Genomic DNA, 19457 nt, shown 5'->3' with positions numbered 1-19457 from the left:
AGTACGTCCAGTACGGGGGCATCCGGCCGGCACGCCGAGAGCACGCACCGGACACCGCTCCTTCACCACGGACCTCCGTCAGACACCCCCTAGCCCTCCGCCCTCCGCCCGGCGGCCGGGGCCAAATCCCCCTCCAGGACAGCCCGGCTCCGCGGGATTACGCTGAAATCACAGCCATAGTTCCCGGCCGGCAGTGGTTCCAGGGGGCGGGGCCTGGCCGCCCCAGTCGAAGGGGACCTTATGAGTGCGAGAGTCACAGGTGTGGCTGTCGGCGTCCTGGCCGCGGTCATCACCGCTTGGAGCCCCGTGGTGGCGCAGGCGGACGATCCTTCGCCCAAGGAGGTCTACGAGAAGGCCGCGCCGGCCACGGTGCACGTGCTCGGGAAGTACGGCACCGGTACCGGTTTCGTCTATGACGCCGACGAGGGGCTCATCGTCACCAATGCCCACGTCATCCAGGGAGAGGCCGCCCTGAAGGTGGTCATCGGGGACCAGCCGCCCACTCCCGTGCGGGTACTCGGCACCGATCCCTGCGAGGACCTCGCGGTACTCCAGCTCACCTCCCCGCAAGAGGATCTGAAGGAGCTCGAGTTCGGCAAGAGCGGCGACGTCGCGACGGCCGACACCGTCATGGCGCTCGGCTACCCGGCCTCCCTCGGCGACACCGACGCCACCCAGAACGTCGCCTTCACCTCCGGAGCCGTACAGACGCCCCAGGTGGGCTCCACGCCCCTCACGTCCCTTCCGAACTACCCCTCTTTGATCCAGCATTCGGCGACGGTCAACCCCGGCAACTCGGGCGGGCCGCTGCTCAACGCCAAGGGGGAGGTCGTCGGCATCAACACCCTCGGCTACGCGGAGGAAGGCGTATCGGGGCAGTTCTACGCGATCAGCAGCGACCACGCGGAACCCAAGCTCGCCGGGCTGGCCGCGGGCGACACCAAGAACGACCCCGGGTGGTGGCTCCTCGACATGTCGGACCCGACCCTCCCCGGCACCTTCGAGGAGATCGGCGCCCCCGACGACAAGGCCTTCACGGCCTTCCAGAAGCAGAAGATCGACGGGGTGATCGCCCTGTCCGTCGACCCGCAGTCCCCGGCCGCCAAGGCCAACCTGGGCGCGGGCGACGTGCTGACCGCGGTCAAGGGCGAGCCCGTGACCTCCGTGGCCGACGTCTGCGACGTCCTGCAGTCCACCTCGGCCAACGAGAAGCTCCCCGTGGACGGGGTCTACTCGGGCACCCTCGACAGCACCGGCGGCAAGGCCGGAGAGGCCTGGACCACCGAAGTGGTGCTCGGAGGCAAGAAGTAGGGCGGCCCTCCGCGGCGCGTCAGGCCCTGGGCGGCCGTCGCCGCACGTACCGGGGCGGCCCTGGGCGTACCGCCCGCTGCCCTCGGCCGTCTAGACGTACCGCTCGAGGATCGAGGATTCGGCCAGCCGGGAGAGGCCTTCGCGGACGCTGCGCGCGCGGGCCTCGCCCACGCCGTCCACCGTCTGCAGATCGTCCACGCTCGCCGCGAGCAGCTTCTGCAGGCCCCCGAAGTGCTCCACGAGCCGCTCGATGATGGCCCCCGGAAGCCGGGGAACCTTGGCCAGCAGCCGGTACCCGCGGGGCGACACCGCCGAGTCCAGGGTCTCCGGCGAGCCGGTGTACCCCAGCGCCTTCGCCACGATCGCCAGTTCCAGCAGCTCCGGATGCGTCAGCGCGTCCAGTGCCGGCAGCGCCTCCTCCACCGTGCGGGAACGCTTCGCCGTCGGCTCCGGCACGTAGTCGCGGATCACCAGCTCCCGCTCCTGCTCGATCCCGACCGTCAGCTCGTCCAGCTGGAGCGACAGCAGCCGCCCGTCCGTACCCAGCTCGACCACGTACTCGGCGATCTCGGTCGCGATCCGGCGCACCATTTCCAGCCGCTGCGCGACCGCCGTCACGTCACGGACCGTCACCAGGTCCTCGATCTCGAGGGCCGACAGCGTGCCCGCGACCTCGTCGAGGCGCAGCTTGTACCGCTCCAGCGTGGCCAGTGCCTGGTTCGCCCGCGACAGGATCGCCCCGGACTCCTCCAGGACCCGCCGCTCCCCGTCCACGTACAGGGCGATCAGCCGCATCGACTGCGACACCGAGACGACCGGGAAACCGCACTGCTTGGAGACGCGGTCCGCGGTCCGGTGACGGGTGCCCGTCTCCTCCGTCGGGATCGACGCGTCCGGAACCAGCTGCACACCGGCCCGCAGGATCTTGGTGATGTCCTTGTCCAGGATGAGCGCGCCGTCGAGCTTGCACAGCTCGCGCAGCCGGGTCGCGGTGAACTCCACGTCCAGGACGAACCCGCCCGTGCACATGGCTTCGACACTCTTGTCCATGCCGAGGACGATGAGCCCGCCGGTGTTGCCGCGGACGATCCGTTCCAGGCCGTCACGCAGCGGCTGACCAGGTGCGACCGCGCTCAGCGAGGCGCGCATCATGGCCTCCTGCTTGGAGCTCGCGCCCGACTTGCCGGATGCTGCTGCCCCGTCCTTGGCTGCCACTGCACTCCTCCGGTCGCGGGTTGCGCCGCCTGCGTACGGCCGGGCGGACCATCCCGAAGTCTACCGGCGTGCGCTGCGGCCCCGCCGTGGCTTGCCCGGGTACGCCCCGCGGCGACCCCGCACGGGGCCCCTGACCGGCCAGGACGCGCCTACGACCCCTCCCGCTCCCGGGCCGGCGTACGGGAGCGCCCGCGCGGCAGGACCCGCAGCGCGTCGCCCATGTCGGCGACCTCGGTCACCTTCATCCCGGCCGGTACCTTGCCCGGATCCGCCGGCACCAGCGCGTGCGTGAAGCCCAGCCGGTGCGCCTCCGCGAGCCGCCGCTGCACGCCGGTCACCCGCCGCACCTCGCCGGCCAGGCCGACCTCCCCGATGGCCACGAGGTTCTTCGGGAGCGGGACGTCGCTGGCGGCCGAGGCCAGGGCCAGCGCGATCGCCAGGTCCGCGGCCGGCTCGGTCAGCTTCACGCCGCCCACGGTGGCGCTGTAGATGTCCCGCTTGCCCAGCGCGGTGATCCGGCCGCGCTGCTCCAGCACCGCCAGCATCATCGAGACGCGCGAGGTCTCCAGGCCCGAGGTGGTCCGCCGGGGGGAGGGGATCTGCGAGTCCACGGTCAGCGCCTGGACCTCGGCGACCAGCGGACGCTTGCCCTCCAGGGTCACCGTCAGGCAGGTCCCGGGCACTGCCTCGGCGCGCCGGGTCAGGAACAGGCCGCTCGGGTCGGCGAGCCCGGTGATGCCCTCGTCGTGCAGCTCGAAGCAGCCCACCTCGTCCGTGGCGCCGTACCGGTTCTTGACGCCGCGCACCAGCCGCAGCCGGGCGTGCCGGTCGCCCTCGAAGCTGAGCACCACGTCGACCAGGTGCTCCAGGAGCCGGGGTCCGGCGATGGCCCCGTCCTTGGTCACGTGACCGACCAGGAGCGTGGACATCCCGCGTTCCTTGGAGGCGCGGATCAGGGCCCCGGCGACCTCGCGGACCTGGGCCATGCCGCCGGGCGCGCCGTCGATCTCGGGGGAGGCGACGGTCTGCACGGAGTCCAGGATGAGGAGGGAGGGCTTGACCGCGTCCAGGTGCCCCAGTACGGCCGACAGGTCGGTCTCTGCCGCCAGGTACAGGTGGTCGCTCAGCGCGTTGATCCGGTCGGCGCGCAGCCGCACCTGGCTCGCCGACTCCTCGCCCGTGACGTACAGCGTGCGGTGGTCGCCGTTGGAGGCCTTCGCGGCGACGTCGAGCAGCAGCGTCGACTTCCCGACGCCGGGCTCCCCGGCCAGCAGCACCACGGCGCCGGGCACGAGACCGCCGCCGAGCACCCGGTCCAGCTCGTCCACACCGGTGCTGCGCGCGGTCGCCGTCCGGCCGTCGACCTGCGCGATCGGCACCGCGGCGGTCGACACCCGGCCCGCCGCGGTGGTCCGCACGGCGGGTGCGCCCATCTCCTCGACGGTGCCCCAGGCCTGGCACTCGGGGCACCGCCCGAGCCACTTCGCGGTCGTCCAGCCGCATTCGGTACAGCGGTAGGACGGCCGGTCCTTGGCGGATGAACGAGCAGTACGGGCAGCCATGCGGCTCACCGTAGCCGCCGGCACCGACAGCGCGGACACTGCACCGGCTGCCCGGACACCGCACGGACACCGCACGGGCCGGGCGCGGGCAGTGCGCGGGCCGCGGGCGGGCACCGCACCGGCTGCCCGGCTGCCCCCGCCGACAACACCGAGGTCAGTGCCCCACCGATCTGTTCACCCATAAGGGCTAAATCCGGGGAAGGCTTCCGGAGGTCCACCGGCGCGCCGCCTACGGTCGCCAGGTGAACAGCAGCAGCCAGGCACACTCCTCGTCACGCTCCGGCGCACACCGGGCGCACGGGCGCACGCCCCTCGAGCAGGAGCCGCCGCCGCCCTTCCGGCACGAGCCCTACCTGGACGGCCTGTTCACGTACTGCCTGTCGGTCCTGTGCGACCACGACACCGCCACCGAGGTGCTGGGCGGCGTCCTCGCCGTGGCCGAACGGCATCCCGGCCGCTGCCCCGACGAAGGGGACCGGCGCGCCTGGCTCTACGCCCTGGCGCGCTGGGGCTGCCTGCACCGGCTGGCGGAGCAGAGGCGCGCACGGCAGGGCGCGCATTGCGCCGGGCGTGCGCCGGAGCACACCCGGTCCGGACGTGCGCCGGGCGAGGGTACGGGAACGGAGGGCGACCCGTCCGGCGGGACCCGCCGGACGCTCGACGTGAGCGCGTACCGCCGGACCGAGCTGGCCCGCCTCGCCTGGCCGGAGGCCGCCGGGACCACGCCCGAACAGCGCGAGGCCCTGGAGCTCGCCGTCCGCCACCGGCTCGGCGTTCCCGAACTGGCCGCCGTCCTCGGCACGCCCGCGGCCGCCGCCCGGGAGCTGCTGTCCGGCGCCGCCTGCGAGGTGGAGCGCACCCGCACCGCCCTCGCCGTCGTGGAGACCGGCAGCTGCCCCGGCGTCTCCCGGCTCACCGGCGACGGGCAGGTCCTGCTCTCCACCACCCTGCGCGCCGAGCTCGTGCGCCACGTCGACGACTGTCCGCGCTGCCGCCGCGTCGCCGAGCGCGTGGGCGCCGGAGCCCCCTGGCCCGGCTCCGCCGGCATCGACACCGCCGCCCTCCCGCTCGTCCCCGCCCCCCGCACCGCCGTCCACGCCGCGATGCTGCGCTCCGGCGGCAGGGGCCGGCGGCCCGCCCCGCGCTTCGACCGTACCGGCTTCCCCATGGACCCCAAGGACCGCGCGGCCCGCCTCGACCGGATGCGGGCCCGGGCGGTGACCACCACCGTGGTCGCCACCGTCGTCGCCGCGCCCGTCCTGGCCCTGTGGGCGGCCTACCGCGGCGCGCCCAGCACCGGCGAACCCGTCGGCGGCGACAGCGCCACCCGCATCTCGGCGCGCGAATCCGACCTCCCGACGGCGCCGCACATCGGCGGCCGCCCGCTCACCGCCTACGAGAACGCCGGGAACGCCTCCTCCGCCACCGGCGGCCCCGCCTTCGCCCCGGGCAGCGCCGAGCCCGACGTCTCCGTCCAGGTGATCAGCACCGGCCCCCCGCCGGCTCCCGACCGGGCCGGTGCCCCCGGCCGGCTCACCGTGGCCGCGTCCTCCCACGGACCCACCACGCTGCTCACCCTCACCGCGTCCGGCGGCGCGCCGGTGGACTGGCGGCTCTGGTCCGACGCGCCCTGGCTGCGCGCGAGCCGCACGGCGGGCACGCTGGCCCCTGGAGAATCGGTCACCCTGCGGATCACCGTGGACACCGAGGCCCAGCCGGTGGGGGCCTGGGCGGCCCGGGTGGGGGTGGATCCCGGCGGTGCGGTCGTCGCCATCCAGGGCCGCGGGCGCCCGGCGCCGACCCCGGAGCCGCCGTCGACCCCGGCCCCGACCCCCACCCCGACCCCGCCGTCGAGCCCGACACCCACCCCGACTCCGACCCCGACACCCACGCCCACGCCCACCCCGACCCCGACGCCAGGAGGAACGGTTTCCCCGGACCCCGACCCCGGCCCGGGCCCCTCGGCTTCGTCCTCGGCCCCGGCCACGTCGGGCTAGGCGCTAAGCGCTAGGCGCTAGGCCGGCAGCTCCGGGTCGGCCGGGTGCGGGGCCATCGGCAGCAGCGAGGCGAGCCGTGCCTCGCACAGCTTCACCAGCTCCTCGTACGCCTCCTTGCCCATCATCTCGGTCAGCTCGGGGCGGTACGACACGTACACCGGCTCGCCGGCGCCGTGCGCGGAGGTCGCCGACGTGCACCACCAGTGCAGGTCGTGGCCGCCCGGACCCCAGCCGCGCCGGTCGTACTCGCCGATCGACACCTGGAGCACCCGGGTGTCGTCGGGCCGCTCGATCCAGTCGTAGGTACGCCGGATCGGCAGCTGCCAGCACACGTCGGGCTTGGTTTCCAGCGGCTCCCGGCCCTCCTTCAGGGCGAGGATGTGCAGCGAGCAGCCGGCCCCCGCGGGGAACCCCGGCCGGTTCAGGAAGATGCACGCGCCGTCCCAGCGACGGGTCTGCTTCTCCCCGTCGTCGTCGGCCTGCGTCCACCCGGACTCGCTGCCCACGTCGTGGAACTGCCACAGCTCGGGCGTGAGCCGGGCCACGTGCTGGGCGACGCGCTTCTCGTCGTCCTCGTCGGAGAAATGCGCACCGAGCGTGCAGCACCCGTCGGCCGCCCGCCCCGCCTGGATGCCCTGGCAGCCGTTGCCGAAGATGCACGTCCAGCGGGAGGTCAGCCAGGTCAGGTCGCAGCGGAAGACCTGCTCGTCATCGGCGGGATCGGGAAACTCCACCCAGGCCCGGGCGAAATCGAGCCCCTTCTCGTCGCCCGCCGGTACGGCGGCCTTCGCCTTGGCGGTCTTGTTCCCGGCCTTGCCGCCGGACGTGGTCTTGTTGGCCTTCTTCGTATGTGGCACAAACTCAAGCCTAAGCGCCCCTTACGTCACCCGTCCGCGTTCGTCGCAGTAGCGTTTCCCCCTATGAGACTCGGTGTCCTTGATGTGGGTTCGAACACGGTCCACCTGCTGGTGGTGGACGCGCACCCCGGCGCGCGCCCGCAGCCGGCCCACTCGCACAAGGTGGAGATGCGGCTGGCGGAGCTGCTCGACGAGGAGGGCGCGGTCACTCCCGAGGGGGTCGAGCGTCTCGTCTCCGTGATCACCGACGCCGTTCAGGCCGCCGAGGACAAGGGCTGCGAGGACGTCCTGCCGTTCGCGACCAGCGCCGTCCGCGAGGCCACGAACGCGGACGCGGTGCTGGCCCGGGTCAAGGCCGAGACCGGGGTCGACCTGCCCGTCCTGAGCGGCGAGGACGAGGCCCGGCTGACCTTCCTGGCGGCGCGCCGCTGGTTCGGCTGGTCGGCCGGGAAGCTGCTGGTCCTCGACATCGGCGGCGGCTCGCTGGAGATCGCGTACGGCATCGACGAGGACCCGGACGCGGCCGTCTCCCTCCCGCTGGGAGCGGGCCGCCTGACCGCCGGCTGGCTGCCGGGCGACCCGCCGGACGCGCTGGACCTCCGCGCCCTGCGCAGGCACGTGCGGGCGGAGATCGCGAGGACCGTGCGGGAGTTCAGCCGCTTCGGGACCCCGGACCACGTGGTGGCGACGTCGAAGACGTTCAAGCAGCTGGCCCGCATCGCGGGCGCGGCCCGCACGGCCGAGGGCCTCTACGTGCAGCGGGACCTGACCCGCAAGTCGCTGGAGGAGTGGGTCCCGCGGCTGGCCGCGATGACCACGGCCCAGCGGGCGGCCCTCCCGGGCGTCTCGGAGGGCCGGGCGAACCAGCTCCTGGCGGGAGCGGTGGTCGCCGAGGGTGCGATGGACCTCTTCGGCGTCGACGAGCTCGAGATCTGCCCGTGGGCGCTGCGCGAGGGCGTCATCCTGCGCCGGCTGGACCACCTGCCGACGGGCACCGGCTGAGGAGCACCGGCTGAGGAGCGCCGGCTGAGGGCGGGTCGGGACGCCGGGGCCTGGCGCGGGGGCGAACGCACGAGGGGGCGCCGGGCCCGTACCCCGTACCCTGTGTCCGTGGCAGAACCAGTCCGTGTCCCGACCGCGAAAGTCGCCCTGTCCACCGCCTCCGTCTATCCGGAGTCCACGGCGACCGCCTTCGAGATCGCCGCGCGCCTCGGCTACGACGGCGTCGAGGTCATGGTCTGGACGGACCCGGTCAGCCAGGACGTCGACGCCCTGCGCCGGCTGTCCGACCACCACCGGGTGCCGATCCTCGCCGTCCACGCGCCGTGCCTGCTGATCACCCAGCGGGTGTGGTCCACCGACCCCTGGACCAAGCTCCAGCGGGCCCAGGCGGCGGCCGAGCGGCTCGGTGCGTCCACCGTCGTCGTCCACCCGCCCTTCCGCTGGCAGCGCCAGTACGCGCGGGACTTCGTCACCGGGATCTGGCGGATGGCCGACGAGACCGACGTCCGCTTCGCCGTCGAGAACATGTACCCGTGGCGCTACCGCGACCGCGAGATGCTCGCCTACGCCCCCGAGTGGGATGTGACGAAGGACGACTACCGGCATTTCACGGTCGACCTTTCGCACACTGCGACCGCCCGTACGGACGCCCTCGCGATGATCGACCGGATGGGCGGGCGGCTCGCGCACGTCCACCTCGCCGACGGAAACGGTTCGGCGAAGGACGAGCATCTGGTCCCGGGCCGCGGTACGCAGCCCTGCGCCGAGCTGCTCGAGGGGCTCGCGCGTACGTCCTTCGACGGGCACGTGGTGATCGAGGTCAACACCCGGCGCGCCATGTCCTCCGCCGAGCGCGAGGCCGACCTCGCCGAGGCGCTGGCCTTCACCCGCCTGCACCTCGCCACCGCGTCCGCCCCGCGCGACGGGGCGCGGCGCCCGTGACCGAGCCCGCCAAGCGCCGCCGCGGCCCCGGCCGGCCCCGCCAGGACGAGATCGGGGAGGGGCCCGGCACCCAGGAGCGCATCCGCCTCGCGGCCCGCTCCGAGTTCGCGGCGCGCGGCTACGACAAGACCTCCGTGCGCGGTGTCGCCAAGGCCGCCGGCGTGGATCCGGCGCTGGTCCACCACTACTTCGGCAGCAAGGACGACCTGTTCGCCGCCGCCATCGAGCTGAGCATGGAGCCGGCGCTGGTGGTCCCGGCGATCCTCGGCGAGGGCCCGGCCGGCATCGGGGAGCGGCTCGCCCGCTATTTCCTGGGGATCTGGGAGAACCCGGTCACCCGGGCGCCGCTGCTGGCCGTGATCCGGTCCGCGCTGACCCACGACGCGGCGGCCGCGGTGCTGCGCCGCATCGTGCTGCGCCGCGTCCTGGAGCGCGTGGCGGCCGACCTCGACGTCCCCGACCCGACCTTCCGCGCGGAGCTCGCGGCCTCCCACATGGTCGGCATCGCGATCCTGCGGTACGTGGTGCAGGTCGAGCCCCTGGCGTCCGCCGACCCGGAGGCCATCGTGTCCCTGGTGGCGCCCACCCTCCAGCGGTACCTGACCGAGGAATGAGCCCCGCGTCCCGGCATGCGGACCTGCTGTCCGTATCCCGGGCCGGAGGCGTAGCCTCGTAACTGATTCATATCTACAGTCGTGGCCGCGCTCGCAAGGCCGGCCGCACTCATGGGGAGTGAACCCGATGCCCGAGCTGAGGTCCCGCACCGTCACCCACGGCCGCAACATGGCGGGCGCACGCGCCCTTATGCGTGCGTCGGGCGTAGCGAGCGAGGACATCGGCAAGCCGATCATCGCGGTCGCCAACTCGTTCACCGAGTTCGTCCCCGGCCACACCCACCTGGCCCCGGTCGGCCGGATCGTCTCCGACGCCATCCGCGCGGCCGGTGCGATCCCGCGCGAGTTCAACACCATCGCGGTCGACGACGGCATCGCGATGGGCCACGCGGGCATGCTCTACTCCCTGCCCTCCCGCGACCTGATCGCGGACAGCGTGGAGTACATGGTCGAGGCCCACTGCGCCGACGCCCTGATCTGCATCTCCAACTGCGACAAGATCACCCCCGGCATGCTGATGGCCGCCATGCGCCTCAACATCCCGGTCGTCTTCGTCTCCGGCGGCCCGATGGAGGCCGGCCAGGCGACCCTGGTCGACGGCACGGTCCGCAAGCTCGACCTGATCGACGCGATGGTCGACGCCTCCAACGAGAACGTCTCCGACGAGGACGTCCTGCGCATCGAGGAGAACGCCTGCCCGACCTGCGGCTCGTGTTCGGGCATGTTCACCGCCAACTCGATGAACTGCCTCGCCGAGGCCATCGGCCTCGCCCTCCCGGGCAACGGCTCGGTCCTGGCCACGCACACGGCCCGCCGCGCCCTCTACGAGGACGCCGGCCGCACGATCGTCGAGATCACCAAGCGCCACTACGAGCAGGACGACCACTCGGTCCTGCCCCGCAACATCGCCACCCGCCAGGCCTTCGAGAACGCCATGGCCCTCGACATCGCGATGGGCGGCTCGACCAACACGATCCTGCACCTGCTGGCGGCGGCGCAGGAGGCGGGGCTGGACTACGACCTCAAGGACATCGACGAGGTCTCGCGCCGCGTCCCGTGCCTGGCCAAGGTCGCCCCGAACGTGGCGCCCGGCGGCACGTACTACATGGAGGACATCCACCGGGCCGGCGGCATCCCCGCCATCCTGGGCGAGCTGCACCGCGGCGGCCTGCTGAACAAGGACGTCACCTCGGTCCACTCCACCAACCTGGAGGACTGGCTGGCGCAGTGGGACGCCCGCTCCGGCACGGCGTCCGAGGAGGCCATGGAGCTGTGGCACGCGGCCCCCGGCTGCAAGCGCTCCGCCACCGCCTTCTCCCAGTCCGAGCGCTGGGACACCCTCGACCTCGATGCCGAGGGCGGCTGCATCCGCTCCGTGCAGCACGCGTACTCCAAGGACGGCGGCCTCGCCGTCCTGAAGGGCAACCTCGCCGTCGACGGTTGTGTGGTCAAGACCGCCGGTGTCGACGAGTCGATCTGGACGTTCGAGGGCCCGGCGGTCGTCTGCGAGTCGCAGGACGAGGCCGTCGACAAGATCCTGCGCAAGGAGATCAAGGCGGGCGACGTCGTCGTCATCCGCTACGAGGGCCCGCGCGGCGGTCCCGGCATGCAGGAGATGCTCTACCCGACCTCCTTCCTCAAGGGCCGCGGCCTCGGCAAGGTCTGCGCCCTGGTGACCGACGGCCGCTTCTCCGGCGGCACCTCGGGCCTGTCCATCGGCCACGCCTCCCCGGAGGCGGCATCGGGCGGCACCATCGCGGTCGTCGAGGACGGTGACCGGATCCGGATCGACATCCCGAACCGGTCCATCGAGCTCCTGGTCGACGAGGCCACGCTGGCCGCCCGCCACGAGGCCCTCGGCGGCGTGTACGCCCCCAAGGACCGCGAGCGCACGGTCTCCGCGGCCCTGCGCGCCTACGCGGCGATGGCCACGAGCGCCGACAAGGGTGCCGTCCGCGACGTGAGCCGTCTTTCCTGACGGACCCAGCCGTCCGCCGGGCGCCCGCACCACCCCGGCTCGCCCCGCTTCGCGCTCCCGAACCCCGCCGGCCGCTTCACCAGCCGGCGGGGTTCGCCGCGTCCACCGCGAACACGGTCCCGTCGGGCGCACTCCCGAACACCCGCCCGTCGGCGACCACGGGCGCGGGCACGGTGGCCGTGTAGGTGCCCCGGCCGGTCCCCATCCGGGGGTCGGTCTGCCCGATCAGCCGTCCGGCGCGTGCGTCGACCGCCATCAGCCGGCCGTCGGCCGCCATCAGGTACAGCTGCCCGGCGTCGACGACCGGCCGGGATGCCGTGGCCACGGCCGTCTCCAGCCGCCACGCTTCCTTCTCTCCGGCGACGGCCGTCAGCGCGCCCGAGACGCCGATGAGGTACACGATCCCGTCCGGTCCGACGGCCGCCTCGGCCTGCAGCTGCGCCACCGACAATGCGGTGCGCCGGACCGCCCGCGTGGCGAGATCGATGCGCACGACCGCCACCGACATGCCCTGCAGGTCGCCGGCCAGGAGGTACAGACCGCCCTGGGCTGCCCCGACCGGCTTGAGCAGGCCCGGCGCGCGCAGGTGCCAGCGCAGCGTGCCGTCGGCCGGATCGACCGCCGAGACCTGCGAGGACGTGCCGTCGTCGGCCCGGGTCGACACGTACAGGTCCAGGCCGCCGTCCGGCCGGCCCGGGCCGGTGAGCCAGACGGACCCCACCCGGCCCAGCCGCTTGCTCCAGCTGACGGTGCCGGTGGCGGCGTCGAGCGCCGTGACGGTCCCGTCCGCCGCGGCGGCCAGCACCTTCGAGCCGGCGGGCAGCACGGTCGCGTTCGGCGCGATCTCCTTTTTCCACCGCGGTACGCCTGTGGCCGGGTCCAGCGCTTGGAGCAGCCCGCTTCCCGGGGCCACGGCGAGGACGAGCCCGCCGCTCGGGGAGGGAGCGAGCGCGGTGGCGCCCGCCGTCGGTGCCGCGGTGCCCGGTGCGGGCACCGACCAGGAGAGGGCGCCGTCGGCCGGGTCCAGCCGGGCCGCGACGAGTCCCGGGGTCGAGCAGTACAGGGCTGTGCCCGCCGCGGCACACGCGGCCACCGTGTTCCCGGGGCCGCGGTCGCCGAGCGGGGCCGACCACGGCGTGGGCGGGGGCGCCTGTGCGGCCGAGCCCGCCGGGTGCGGAGCGGTGCGCCCCGCGGGGTCCTCGCCGTCCGCGAACCGCGCGTACGCGCCGACGGCTCCGCCCGTCAGCAGCAGCGCCAGCGCGGTGGCGAGGGCGAGCCGTCGCGGTCGCCGCCCCGGGCGCGGAGTGCCGGTGACGCGTACGCGCCGGTGCGTGACCTCGTCGGCGGGGAGCGGCGCGGCGGACGGGGCGGGCACGGCGTGCGGGGCGGGCTCGGCGTGCGCGGCGGGCGGCGCGGGCTGTGCCGAGACCGGCCGCCGGGGCTGCGGGATGAAGGCGCGGGTCTCCTCCTCCGTCGGATACGCGGCGGCCCGCAGCTCTCCGAGCAGGGCGTCGGGGGTGGGCCGGTCGGCGGGGTCCTTGGCGAGGCAGCGCGCGATGACCGGCGCGAGGGAGGCGGGTACTCCGGTCAGGTCGGGCTCGCTGTGCACCACCTGGTACGCGACGAGGTAGTGGCTGTCGGAGTCGAACGGCCCGCGCCCGGTCGCCGCGTGCACCAGTACGGCGCCCATCGCGAACACGTCCGCGGCCGGCCCGACCTCCCGCGGCCGCTGGAACTGCTCGGGGGCCATGAACGGCGGTGTGCCGATCAGCTTCCCGGTCTCGGTCCGCAGATCGCTGTCGGCGGGCCGGGAGATCCCGAAGTCGATGACCCGTACGCCGTCCGGCGCCATCAGGACGTTGCTGGGCTTGAGGTCGCGGTGCACGACGCCCGCCCGGTGGATGTCCCGCAGCGCCTCCGCAAGCCCGGCGCCGAGCCTGGCCAGCGCTCCGGGGGCGAGGGTCTCCTCCCGTACCTGTTCGGCGAGGGTGGGGGCGTCGATGAACAGGGTGGCCATCCAAGGCCGCTCGGCATCGGGGTCCGCGTCGACGACGGGTGCGGTGAACGCCCCGCTCACCCGGCGGGCGGCAGCGACCTCCTGCCGGAACCTGGCCCGGAACTCCGGATCCGCCGCGTGCTGGGCGTGGACGACCTTGACCGCGAGCCGCAGCCCGGATGCGGAGGTGGCCAGATGGACCACTCCCATGCCCCCGGAACCCAGGACGGATTCCAGCCGGTACTGCCCGGCGTACTCCGGAAAACCGGCCCGTTCCGCGCGCAGTGAATGCACTGCCGACCACCCCCGCCGGAGCCTAGTCGATGGCGCATATGAATCGGTAAGGGCCTGCTACCCTGCGCGAGTTGCAGAGCGTCATGCTCAAGGGGGAGATGTCCGATGTCGGTTGAGAACGAAGTGAACGAGGTCCAGACCCTCACCGCAGGGTCCGGCTACAAGTCCTACCCGGTCGCGCCCGGCGTCCAGCTCAACGTCCGCAGCGGCCCGGGCACCGGATATCCCGTCGTCGCCGTCCTGCCGCTCGGAGCCTGGGTGACGATCCGCTGCCAGTGCGCGGGCACCACGGTCTCGGGCCCGTACGGCACCACGAACCTGTGGGACTGCGTCGGCAACGGCCAGTTCGTGTCCGACGCCTACGTGAAGACCGGCAGCGACGGCTACGTGGCCGCGCACTGCGGCTAGCGGTAGCGGGTCCGCCGGCCAACGGTCCGCGGGTCCGTCGGCCGCCGGCCACCGGTCCGCGGGTCCGCCGGCCAAGGGCCGCCGTTTTGCCGGTCCGGCCGGTCCAGCCGCGTCCCGCGCCGCCGCCACCGCCCGTCTGACACGTGAGACACACCCGGCCCGGCCGGCCCGGCGGGGGATAATCGCCGATGTGAGCGACGACCAGCGAGACCAGAACCTCCCCCGGCCACCGGCCGAGCCGGCCGCGGTCCCGGCCGCGCCCGCCGGGCCCGAGCCGGAGCCGATCCGCTTCTTCGGCACCACCTGGGTGAACCACGACGGCGGCTACGCCCTGCGCCGCGCCGGCGTCGCCATCGGCTCGCTGGTCACCGCCGTCGCCGCCGCGCTCCTGCTCCGGCTCTCCTACGAGGGCCTGGAGATCGGCAACGTCGGCCCCTTCCTCAGCATCTCGGTCGTCGTCCTCTTCGCGGTCTGCAGTTCCATCGCCTTCGCCAAGACCTGGGAGTCCTTCAGCCGCCGCCCGGCCCCCTCCTCCGACGAGGCCGCCCTCAAGGGCCTGAAGGCCATCGGTTTCATCGGCTCGCTCATCGCCTACTTCCTCCGCTGCCTCGTCGAGGCCCCGGGCGAGAAGCTGCGCCGCGCCGAGCACGAGCGTGCCGTGGCCGATTACGCCCGCCGCCGCAGCGCCCGTACCGGCAACCCAGCCGCACGCCGCCCCAAGCGCAAGAAGTAGCAACCGCTCCCCGAAACCGCTCTCCGCAACCGCTTTCCGCAACCGCTCCCCCCAACCGCTCCGCGGCGAATGTCTTCCGGCGGCTCCGGCCGATTGACGCCCGGGCACCGCCAGGAGCATTATTCATCACATGATGAATAACCCGCCCCCAGGAGCCGGGCCCGCCGTGCACGCCGACGGCCTGACCGTCCGCCGCGGCACGGGCCGCACGCCCCGCACCGTCCTCGACGGCATCGGCTTCGACGTACCCCGCGGCCGCATCACCGGCCTCCTCGGCCCCTCAGGCTGCGGAAAGTCCACCCTCATGCGCGCCGTCGCCGGCACCCAGGCCCGCGTCACCGGCACCCTGGAGGTCCTGGGCCGCCCCGCCGGCCACCCCGAGCTGCGCTCCCGCATCGGCTACGTCACCCAGGCGCCCTCCGTCTACGACGACCTCACCGTCCGGCAGAACCTCGACTACTTCGCCGCGATCCTCGACCCCGGCCGCGCCGCAGCCGACCGCCGCGCCGCCGCCGTGCGGCAGGCCGTCACCGACGTCGACCTCACCACCCACACCGACGTCCTCGCCGGCAACCTCTCCGGCGGCCAGCGCAGTCGCGTCTCCCTCGCCGTCGCCCTGCTCGGCACCCCCGAGCTCCTCGTCCTCGACGAACCCACCGTCGGCCTCGACCCCGTCCTGCGCCGCGACCTCTGGAACCTCTTCCACGAGATCACCCGCACCCGCGGGGCCACGATCCTCGTCTCCTCGCACGTCATGGACGAGGCCGAGCGCTGCCACGACCTGCTCCTCATGCGCGAGGGCCGCATCCTCGCCCAGGACACCCCCGACGCCCTGCGCGCCCGTACCGGCTCCGCCACCGTCGAGGAAGGCTTCCTCCGCCTCGTCGACGAGGCCAACGCCCGCGCCCACGCCCCCGCCCCGCACCCCACCCACGGCACCGCCGGTGCCACCGCCGCCCAGGAGCCGCAGCGATGACCGCCACGACCGCCATGAACGGGGCCCGCAGCACCGCCATGAGCGCGGCCCGCACCACCGCCACCGCCGCCCGCGTCCTGCGCCAGCTCAGCCACGACCCGCGCTCCATCGCCCTGATGCTGCTGGTCCCCGTGCTGATGCTGACGCTGCTCCGTTTCGTCTTCGACGGCAGCCCCCGCACCTTCGACAGCATCGGTGCGTCCCTCCTCGGGATCTTCCCGCTGATCACGATGTTCCTGGTGACCTCCATCGCCACCCTGCGCGAGCGCACCTCCGGCACCCTGGAGCGCCTCCTGGCCATGCCGCTCGGCAAGGGCGACCTCATCGCCGGCTACGCCCTCGCCTTCGGAGCCGTCGCCGTCGTCCAGTCGCTCCTCGCCACCGGCCTCGCCCTCTGGCTCCTCGGCCTGGACGTCGTCGGATCCCCCTGGCTCCTGCTCCTCGTCGCCCTGCTCGACGCGCTCCTCGGGACCGCCCTCGGCCTGTTCGTCTCGGCCTTCGCGGCCTCCGAGTTCCAAGCCGTCCAGTTCATGCCGGCGGTGATCTTCCCGCAGCTGCTCCTGTGCGGCCTCTTCGCGCCCCGCGACACCATGCAGCCCGTCCTCGAAGCCCTCTCGGACGTCCTGCCCATGTCCTACGCCGTCGACGGCATGACCCAGGTCCTCACCCACACCGACATGACCGCCGACTTCGTCCGCGACGCCGTCGTCGTCGCCGCCTGCGCCCTGCTCGTCCTCGCCCTCGGCGCGGCCACCCTCCGCCGCCGCACCCCCTGAAGAACCCCGGCGCCCACGGACCGGACACACCGCCCGGCCCACCGGCCCGAGTGCAAGGATGATCCCGTACGCAGTACTACGCAGCGCGTTCGGCGAGGTGAATCGGGCATGACCCAGACAGTCGCAGTCCTCGGTACCGGCAAGATCGGCGAGGCCCTGCTCAGCGGGATGATCCGCGGCGGCTGGCCCGCCTCGAAGCTCCTCGTCACCGCCCGCCGCGCGGAACGCGCCGAGGAGCTCCACGCCCGCTACGGCGTCGAGGCCGTCAGCAACGCCGAGGCCGCCAAGCGCGCCGACACCCTCATCCTCACCGTCAAGCCGCAGGACATGGGCAAGCTCCTCGAAGAGCTCGCCCCGCACGTCCCCGCCGACCGCCTGGTCATCAGCGGCGCCGCCGGCATCCCCACCTCCTTCTTCGAGGAGCGGCTCGCGCCCGGCACCCCCGTCGTCCGCGTCATGACGAACACCCCCGCCCTCGTCGACGAGGCCATGTCCGTCATCTCGGCCGGCAGCCACGCCACGGCCGCACACCTCGTCCACACCGAGGAGATCTTCGGCGGTGTCGGCAAGACCCTGCGCGTCCCGGAGTCCCAGCAGGACGCCGCCACCGCCCTCTCCGGCTCCGGACCCGCCTACTTCTACTTCCTCGTCGAAGCCATGACCGACGCCGGCATCCTCCTGGGCCTGCCCCGCGCCCAGGCCCACGACCTCATCGTCCAGGCCGCCATCGGCGCCGCCGTGATGCTCCGCGACAGCGGCGAGCACCCGGTCAAGCTCCGCGAGGCCGTCACCTCCCCGGCCGGTACGACGATCAACGCGATCGTCGAGCTGGAGCGGCACGGCGTACGCGCCGCCCTGATCGCCGCCCTCGAAGCGGCCCGCGACCGCAGCCGCGAGCTGGCCTCCGGCAACAGCTGAGACGCGGGGTACGGGCCCCCGCCGAGCGGGGGCCCGCAGCCCGTGCCTCTCACCCCTTCACGGGGGCCCCTTCACGCAAGCTCCACGGAGCCCGTGCCGCTGCCCCTTCACGGAGCCAGCAACCCGATGGCCTCGTACGCCCGGTCCACCACCGGCCGCGCCAGCTCCCGGGCCCGCCCCGCACCCTCCCGCAGCACCTTGTCCACCTCGGCCGGATCGGCCGCCAGCTCGGCATGCCGCTCCCGCACCGGCCGCAGCAGCTCGACGACCGCGTCGGCGACGTCCCGCTTGAGCGCGCCGTACCCGTCGTAGCCCTCGGCGAGCCGCACGGGATCCCCGCCCGTACAGGCGGCCAGGACGTCCAGCAGGTTCGCGACGCCGGGCCGCGCCGCACGGTCGTAGACGACCCCGTCGGCCCCGCTGTCGGTGACCGCCCGCATCACCTTCTTGCGCACGACCCCCGGCTCGTCGAGCAGGTAGACGATCCCCGTGCCGTTCGCGTCGGACTTCCCCATCTTGGAGGTCGGCTCCTGGAGGTCCATGACCCGCGCGGCGACCGCCGGATGCGTGGCCTTGGGCACCGTGAACGTGTGCCCGTAGCGCTGGTTGAAGCGCACGGCCAGATCCCGCGTCAACTCGACGTGCTGCCGCTGGTCCTCACCCACGGGCACCTCGTCGGTCCGGTACGCCAGGATGTCGGCGGCCATCAGCACGGGATAGGTGAGCAGCGAAAGCCGCACGCCGTCCCCCGCGGCCTGCGCTTTCGCCGCTTTCTCCTTGTACTGGATCATCCGGCGCAACTCACCGTCGGTGGCGGTGCACTCCAGCAGGTACGCCAGCCGCGTGTGCTCGCCGACATGGCTCTGGACGAACAGCGTGCACCGCTGTGGATCCAGTCCGGCGGCGAGCAACAGCGTCGCCGCCTGCCGGCTGAGCCGCCGCACGCGCGCCGGATCGTGTTCGACGGTCAGCGCGTGCAGGTCGACGACGCAGAACAGGGCCTCGTCCGGCTCCTGGTCGGCGGCGACCCACTGGCGTACGGCGCCCAGGTAGTTCCCCAGCGTCAGATGCCCCGTCGGCTTGACCCCGCTGAAGATCCTCGTCATGTCCTGTACTCCCTCGTGTGAGTGGTGTCGGGGCCGCCGCGTCGGACGACCGAGCCACTCCCGGGAGGGGAGGAACGTAAACGGCCGCCGTAGCGGCGGCCGTGAGCGCATGCGTGCTCGCGTTGCAGTCGGCCGCCGTCAGGCGGCCCACCAACGGAGGTTGAGCGTGAGCGCATGCGTAGTCATGGGGCCAGGGTAGACGGAACGGCATGAGGACGGCATGAAGTTGGCACACCACGCGCCGCAGGTCAGCCGGGGGTTGACACACGTGTGCCAAGTCCGTAAGGTTCTTCGAGTTGTCCGAAGTGAGCGCCGACCCCGGTCGGTCCCCGGACGACCATCCCGCACTACACATTCGAACGAACGACTCACTTTGTCGTCTCGTTTTCATGCGTATTTGCGAATGAGGAATCCGCGTCCGAGGACGCCGTCGCCGATTAGGTTCGGGGGCAGGGAATCCGCTACTGTCTCACTCGCCGCAAGGGCCCAACAGCCCGGGCGGCAAACCCCGCTGACTGGGAGTCAGGCCCGAAAGGATCTGATAGAGTCGGAATCGCCGGAAAGGGAAAGCGCGAAAGCGCAGAACCTGGAAAGCGCCGAGGAAATCGGGCCCGAAAGAGTCTGATAGAGTCGGAAACGCAAGAACAACAGAACGAAAGCCCGGAGGAAAGCCCGAAAGGGTGAGTACAAAGGAAGCGTCCGTTCCTTGAGAACTCAACAGCGTGCCAAAAATCAACGCCAGAAGTTGATACCCCGTCCACTTCGGTGGATG

17 protein-coding genes are annotated in these 19457 nt (G+C 73.0%); 11 read left to right on the top strand and 6 right to left on the bottom strand.

Annotated elements, in window-relative coordinates; all coding sequences use genetic code 11:
- Positions 1-261: 261 nt before the first annotated feature.
- Positions 262-1311, top strand: coding sequence for a S1C family serine protease (locus tag AB0D44_RS32150; protein WP_362597715.1), 1050 nt, complete (start codon positions 262-264; stop codon positions 1309-1311).
- A 90-nt stretch (positions 1312-1401) separates the two neighbouring features.
- Here AB0D44_RS32150 and disA read toward each other — a convergent pair whose 3' ends face one another.
- Positions 1402-2526: a DNA integrity scanning diadenylate cyclase DisA gene (gene disA, locus AB0D44_RS32145; protein WP_215147836.1), complete on the bottom strand. Its 1125-nt coding sequence runs from the start codon at positions 2524-2526 to the stop codon at positions 1402-1404.
- Between the two features lie 149 nt (positions 2527-2675).
- Complete coding sequence (radA, locus tag AB0D44_RS32140; protein ID WP_362597712.1) at positions 2676-4088, bottom strand: DNA repair protein RadA; 1413 nt, start codon at positions 4086-4088, stop codon at positions 2676-2678.
- 242 nt (positions 4089-4330) lie between these two features.
- On the opposite strand from radA, the gene AB0D44_RS32135 reads away from it, so the two are divergent.
- Complete coding sequence (locus AB0D44_RS32135) at positions 4331-6085, top strand: hypothetical protein (protein ID WP_362597709.1); 1755 nt, start codon at positions 4331-4333, stop codon at positions 6083-6085.
- 17 nt (positions 6086-6102) lie between these two features.
- Here AB0D44_RS32135 and AB0D44_RS32130 read toward each other — a convergent pair whose 3' ends face one another.
- Positions 6103-6942: a hypothetical protein gene (locus AB0D44_RS32130; protein ID WP_362597706.1), complete on the bottom strand. Its 840-nt coding sequence runs from the start codon at positions 6940-6942 to the stop codon at positions 6103-6105.
- A gap of 63 nt (positions 6943-7005) precedes the next feature.
- Between AB0D44_RS32130 and AB0D44_RS32125 the strand changes: the two genes are divergently transcribed.
- The 4 genes from AB0D44_RS32125 to ilvD all read left to right on the top strand — a co-directional run bounded on the left by AB0D44_RS32125 (position 7006) and on the right by ilvD (position 11478).
- Positions 7006-7944, top strand: a complete 939-nt coding sequence (locus AB0D44_RS32125; RefSeq protein ID WP_362597704.1) for a Ppx/GppA phosphatase family protein — start codon at positions 7006-7008, stop codon at positions 7942-7944.
- A 108-nt stretch (positions 7945-8052) separates the two neighbouring features.
- Entirely contained in the window at positions 8053-8886 is an 834-nt protein-coding gene (locus tag AB0D44_RS32120; protein ID WP_362597701.1) for a sugar phosphate isomerase/epimerase, read from the top strand.
- Positions 8883-9500 (top strand): TetR family transcriptional regulator, encoded by a 618-nt coding sequence (locus AB0D44_RS32115; RefSeq protein WP_362597698.1) that lies wholly within the window; start codon positions 8883-8885, stop codon positions 9498-9500. The genes AB0D44_RS32120 and AB0D44_RS32115 overlap by 4 nt, the downstream gene beginning before the upstream one ends.
- Positions 9501-9627: 127 nt before the next feature.
- Positions 9628-11478 carry a dihydroxy-acid dehydratase gene (gene ilvD / locus AB0D44_RS32110; protein WP_362597695.1) on the top strand — a complete coding sequence of 617 codons (1851 nt, stop codon included), beginning with the start codon at positions 9628-9630 and terminating at the stop codon, positions 11476-11478.
- A 76-nt stretch (positions 11479-11554) separates the two neighbouring features.
- Here the strand turns inward: ilvD and AB0D44_RS32105 are convergent, their stop codons facing one another.
- Positions 11555-13768 (bottom strand): serine/threonine-protein kinase, encoded by a 2214-nt coding sequence (locus AB0D44_RS32105; protein WP_362597692.1) that lies wholly within the window; start codon positions 13766-13768, stop codon positions 11555-11557.
- A 105-nt stretch (positions 13769-13873) separates the two neighbouring features.
- Between AB0D44_RS32105 and AB0D44_RS32100 the strand changes: the two genes are divergently transcribed.
- From AB0D44_RS32100 to proC, 5 genes are all read left to right on the top strand, one after another.
- Positions 13874-14176, top strand: coding sequence for a peptidase (locus AB0D44_RS32100; RefSeq protein WP_362597689.1), 303 nt, complete (start codon positions 13874-13876; stop codon positions 14174-14176).
- A gap of 190 nt (positions 14177-14366) precedes the next feature.
- Positions 14367-14909 (top strand): hypothetical protein, encoded by a 543-nt coding sequence (locus tag AB0D44_RS32095; RefSeq protein WP_362597687.1) that lies wholly within the window; start codon positions 14367-14369, stop codon positions 14907-14909.
- A gap of 130 nt (positions 14910-15039) precedes the next feature.
- Complete coding sequence (locus AB0D44_RS32090; RefSeq protein WP_362597684.1) at positions 15040-15885, top strand: ABC transporter ATP-binding protein; 846 nt, start codon at positions 15040-15042, stop codon at positions 15883-15885.
- A complete protein-coding gene (locus AB0D44_RS32085) occupies positions 15882-16661 on the top strand; it encodes an ABC transporter permease (protein ID WP_362597681.1) in 780 nt (259 codons plus the stop codon). The genes AB0D44_RS32090 and AB0D44_RS32085 overlap by 4 nt, the downstream gene beginning before the upstream one ends.
- Positions 16662-16769: 108 nt before the next feature.
- Positions 16770-17579 carry a pyrroline-5-carboxylate reductase gene (proC, locus tag AB0D44_RS32080; protein ID WP_362597678.1) on the top strand — a complete coding sequence of 270 codons (810 nt, stop codon included), beginning with the start codon at positions 16770-16772 and terminating at the stop codon, positions 17577-17579.
- Positions 17580-17686: 107 nt separating this feature from the next.
- Here the strand turns inward: proC and trpS are convergent, their stop codons facing one another.
- Both trpS and AB0D44_RS32070 read right to left on the bottom strand, forming a co-directional pair.
- Positions 17687-18685, bottom strand: coding sequence for a tryptophan--tRNA ligase (gene trpS, locus AB0D44_RS32075; protein ID WP_362597675.1), 999 nt, complete (start codon positions 18683-18685; stop codon positions 17687-17689).
- 469 nt (positions 18686-19154) lie between these two features.
- On the bottom strand, positions 19155-19457 hold a 303-nt coding region (locus AB0D44_RS32070), incomplete at its 5' end, for a hypothetical protein (protein WP_362597673.1).

Source organism: Streptomyces sp. NPDC048349 (assembly GCF_040651925.1).
Lineage (GTDB): Bacteria > Actinomycetota > Actinomycetes > Streptomycetales > Streptomycetaceae > Streptomyces.
Note: the sequence above shows the minus strand (reverse complement) of the source record. Positions and strands in the feature narration are given on the sequence as shown.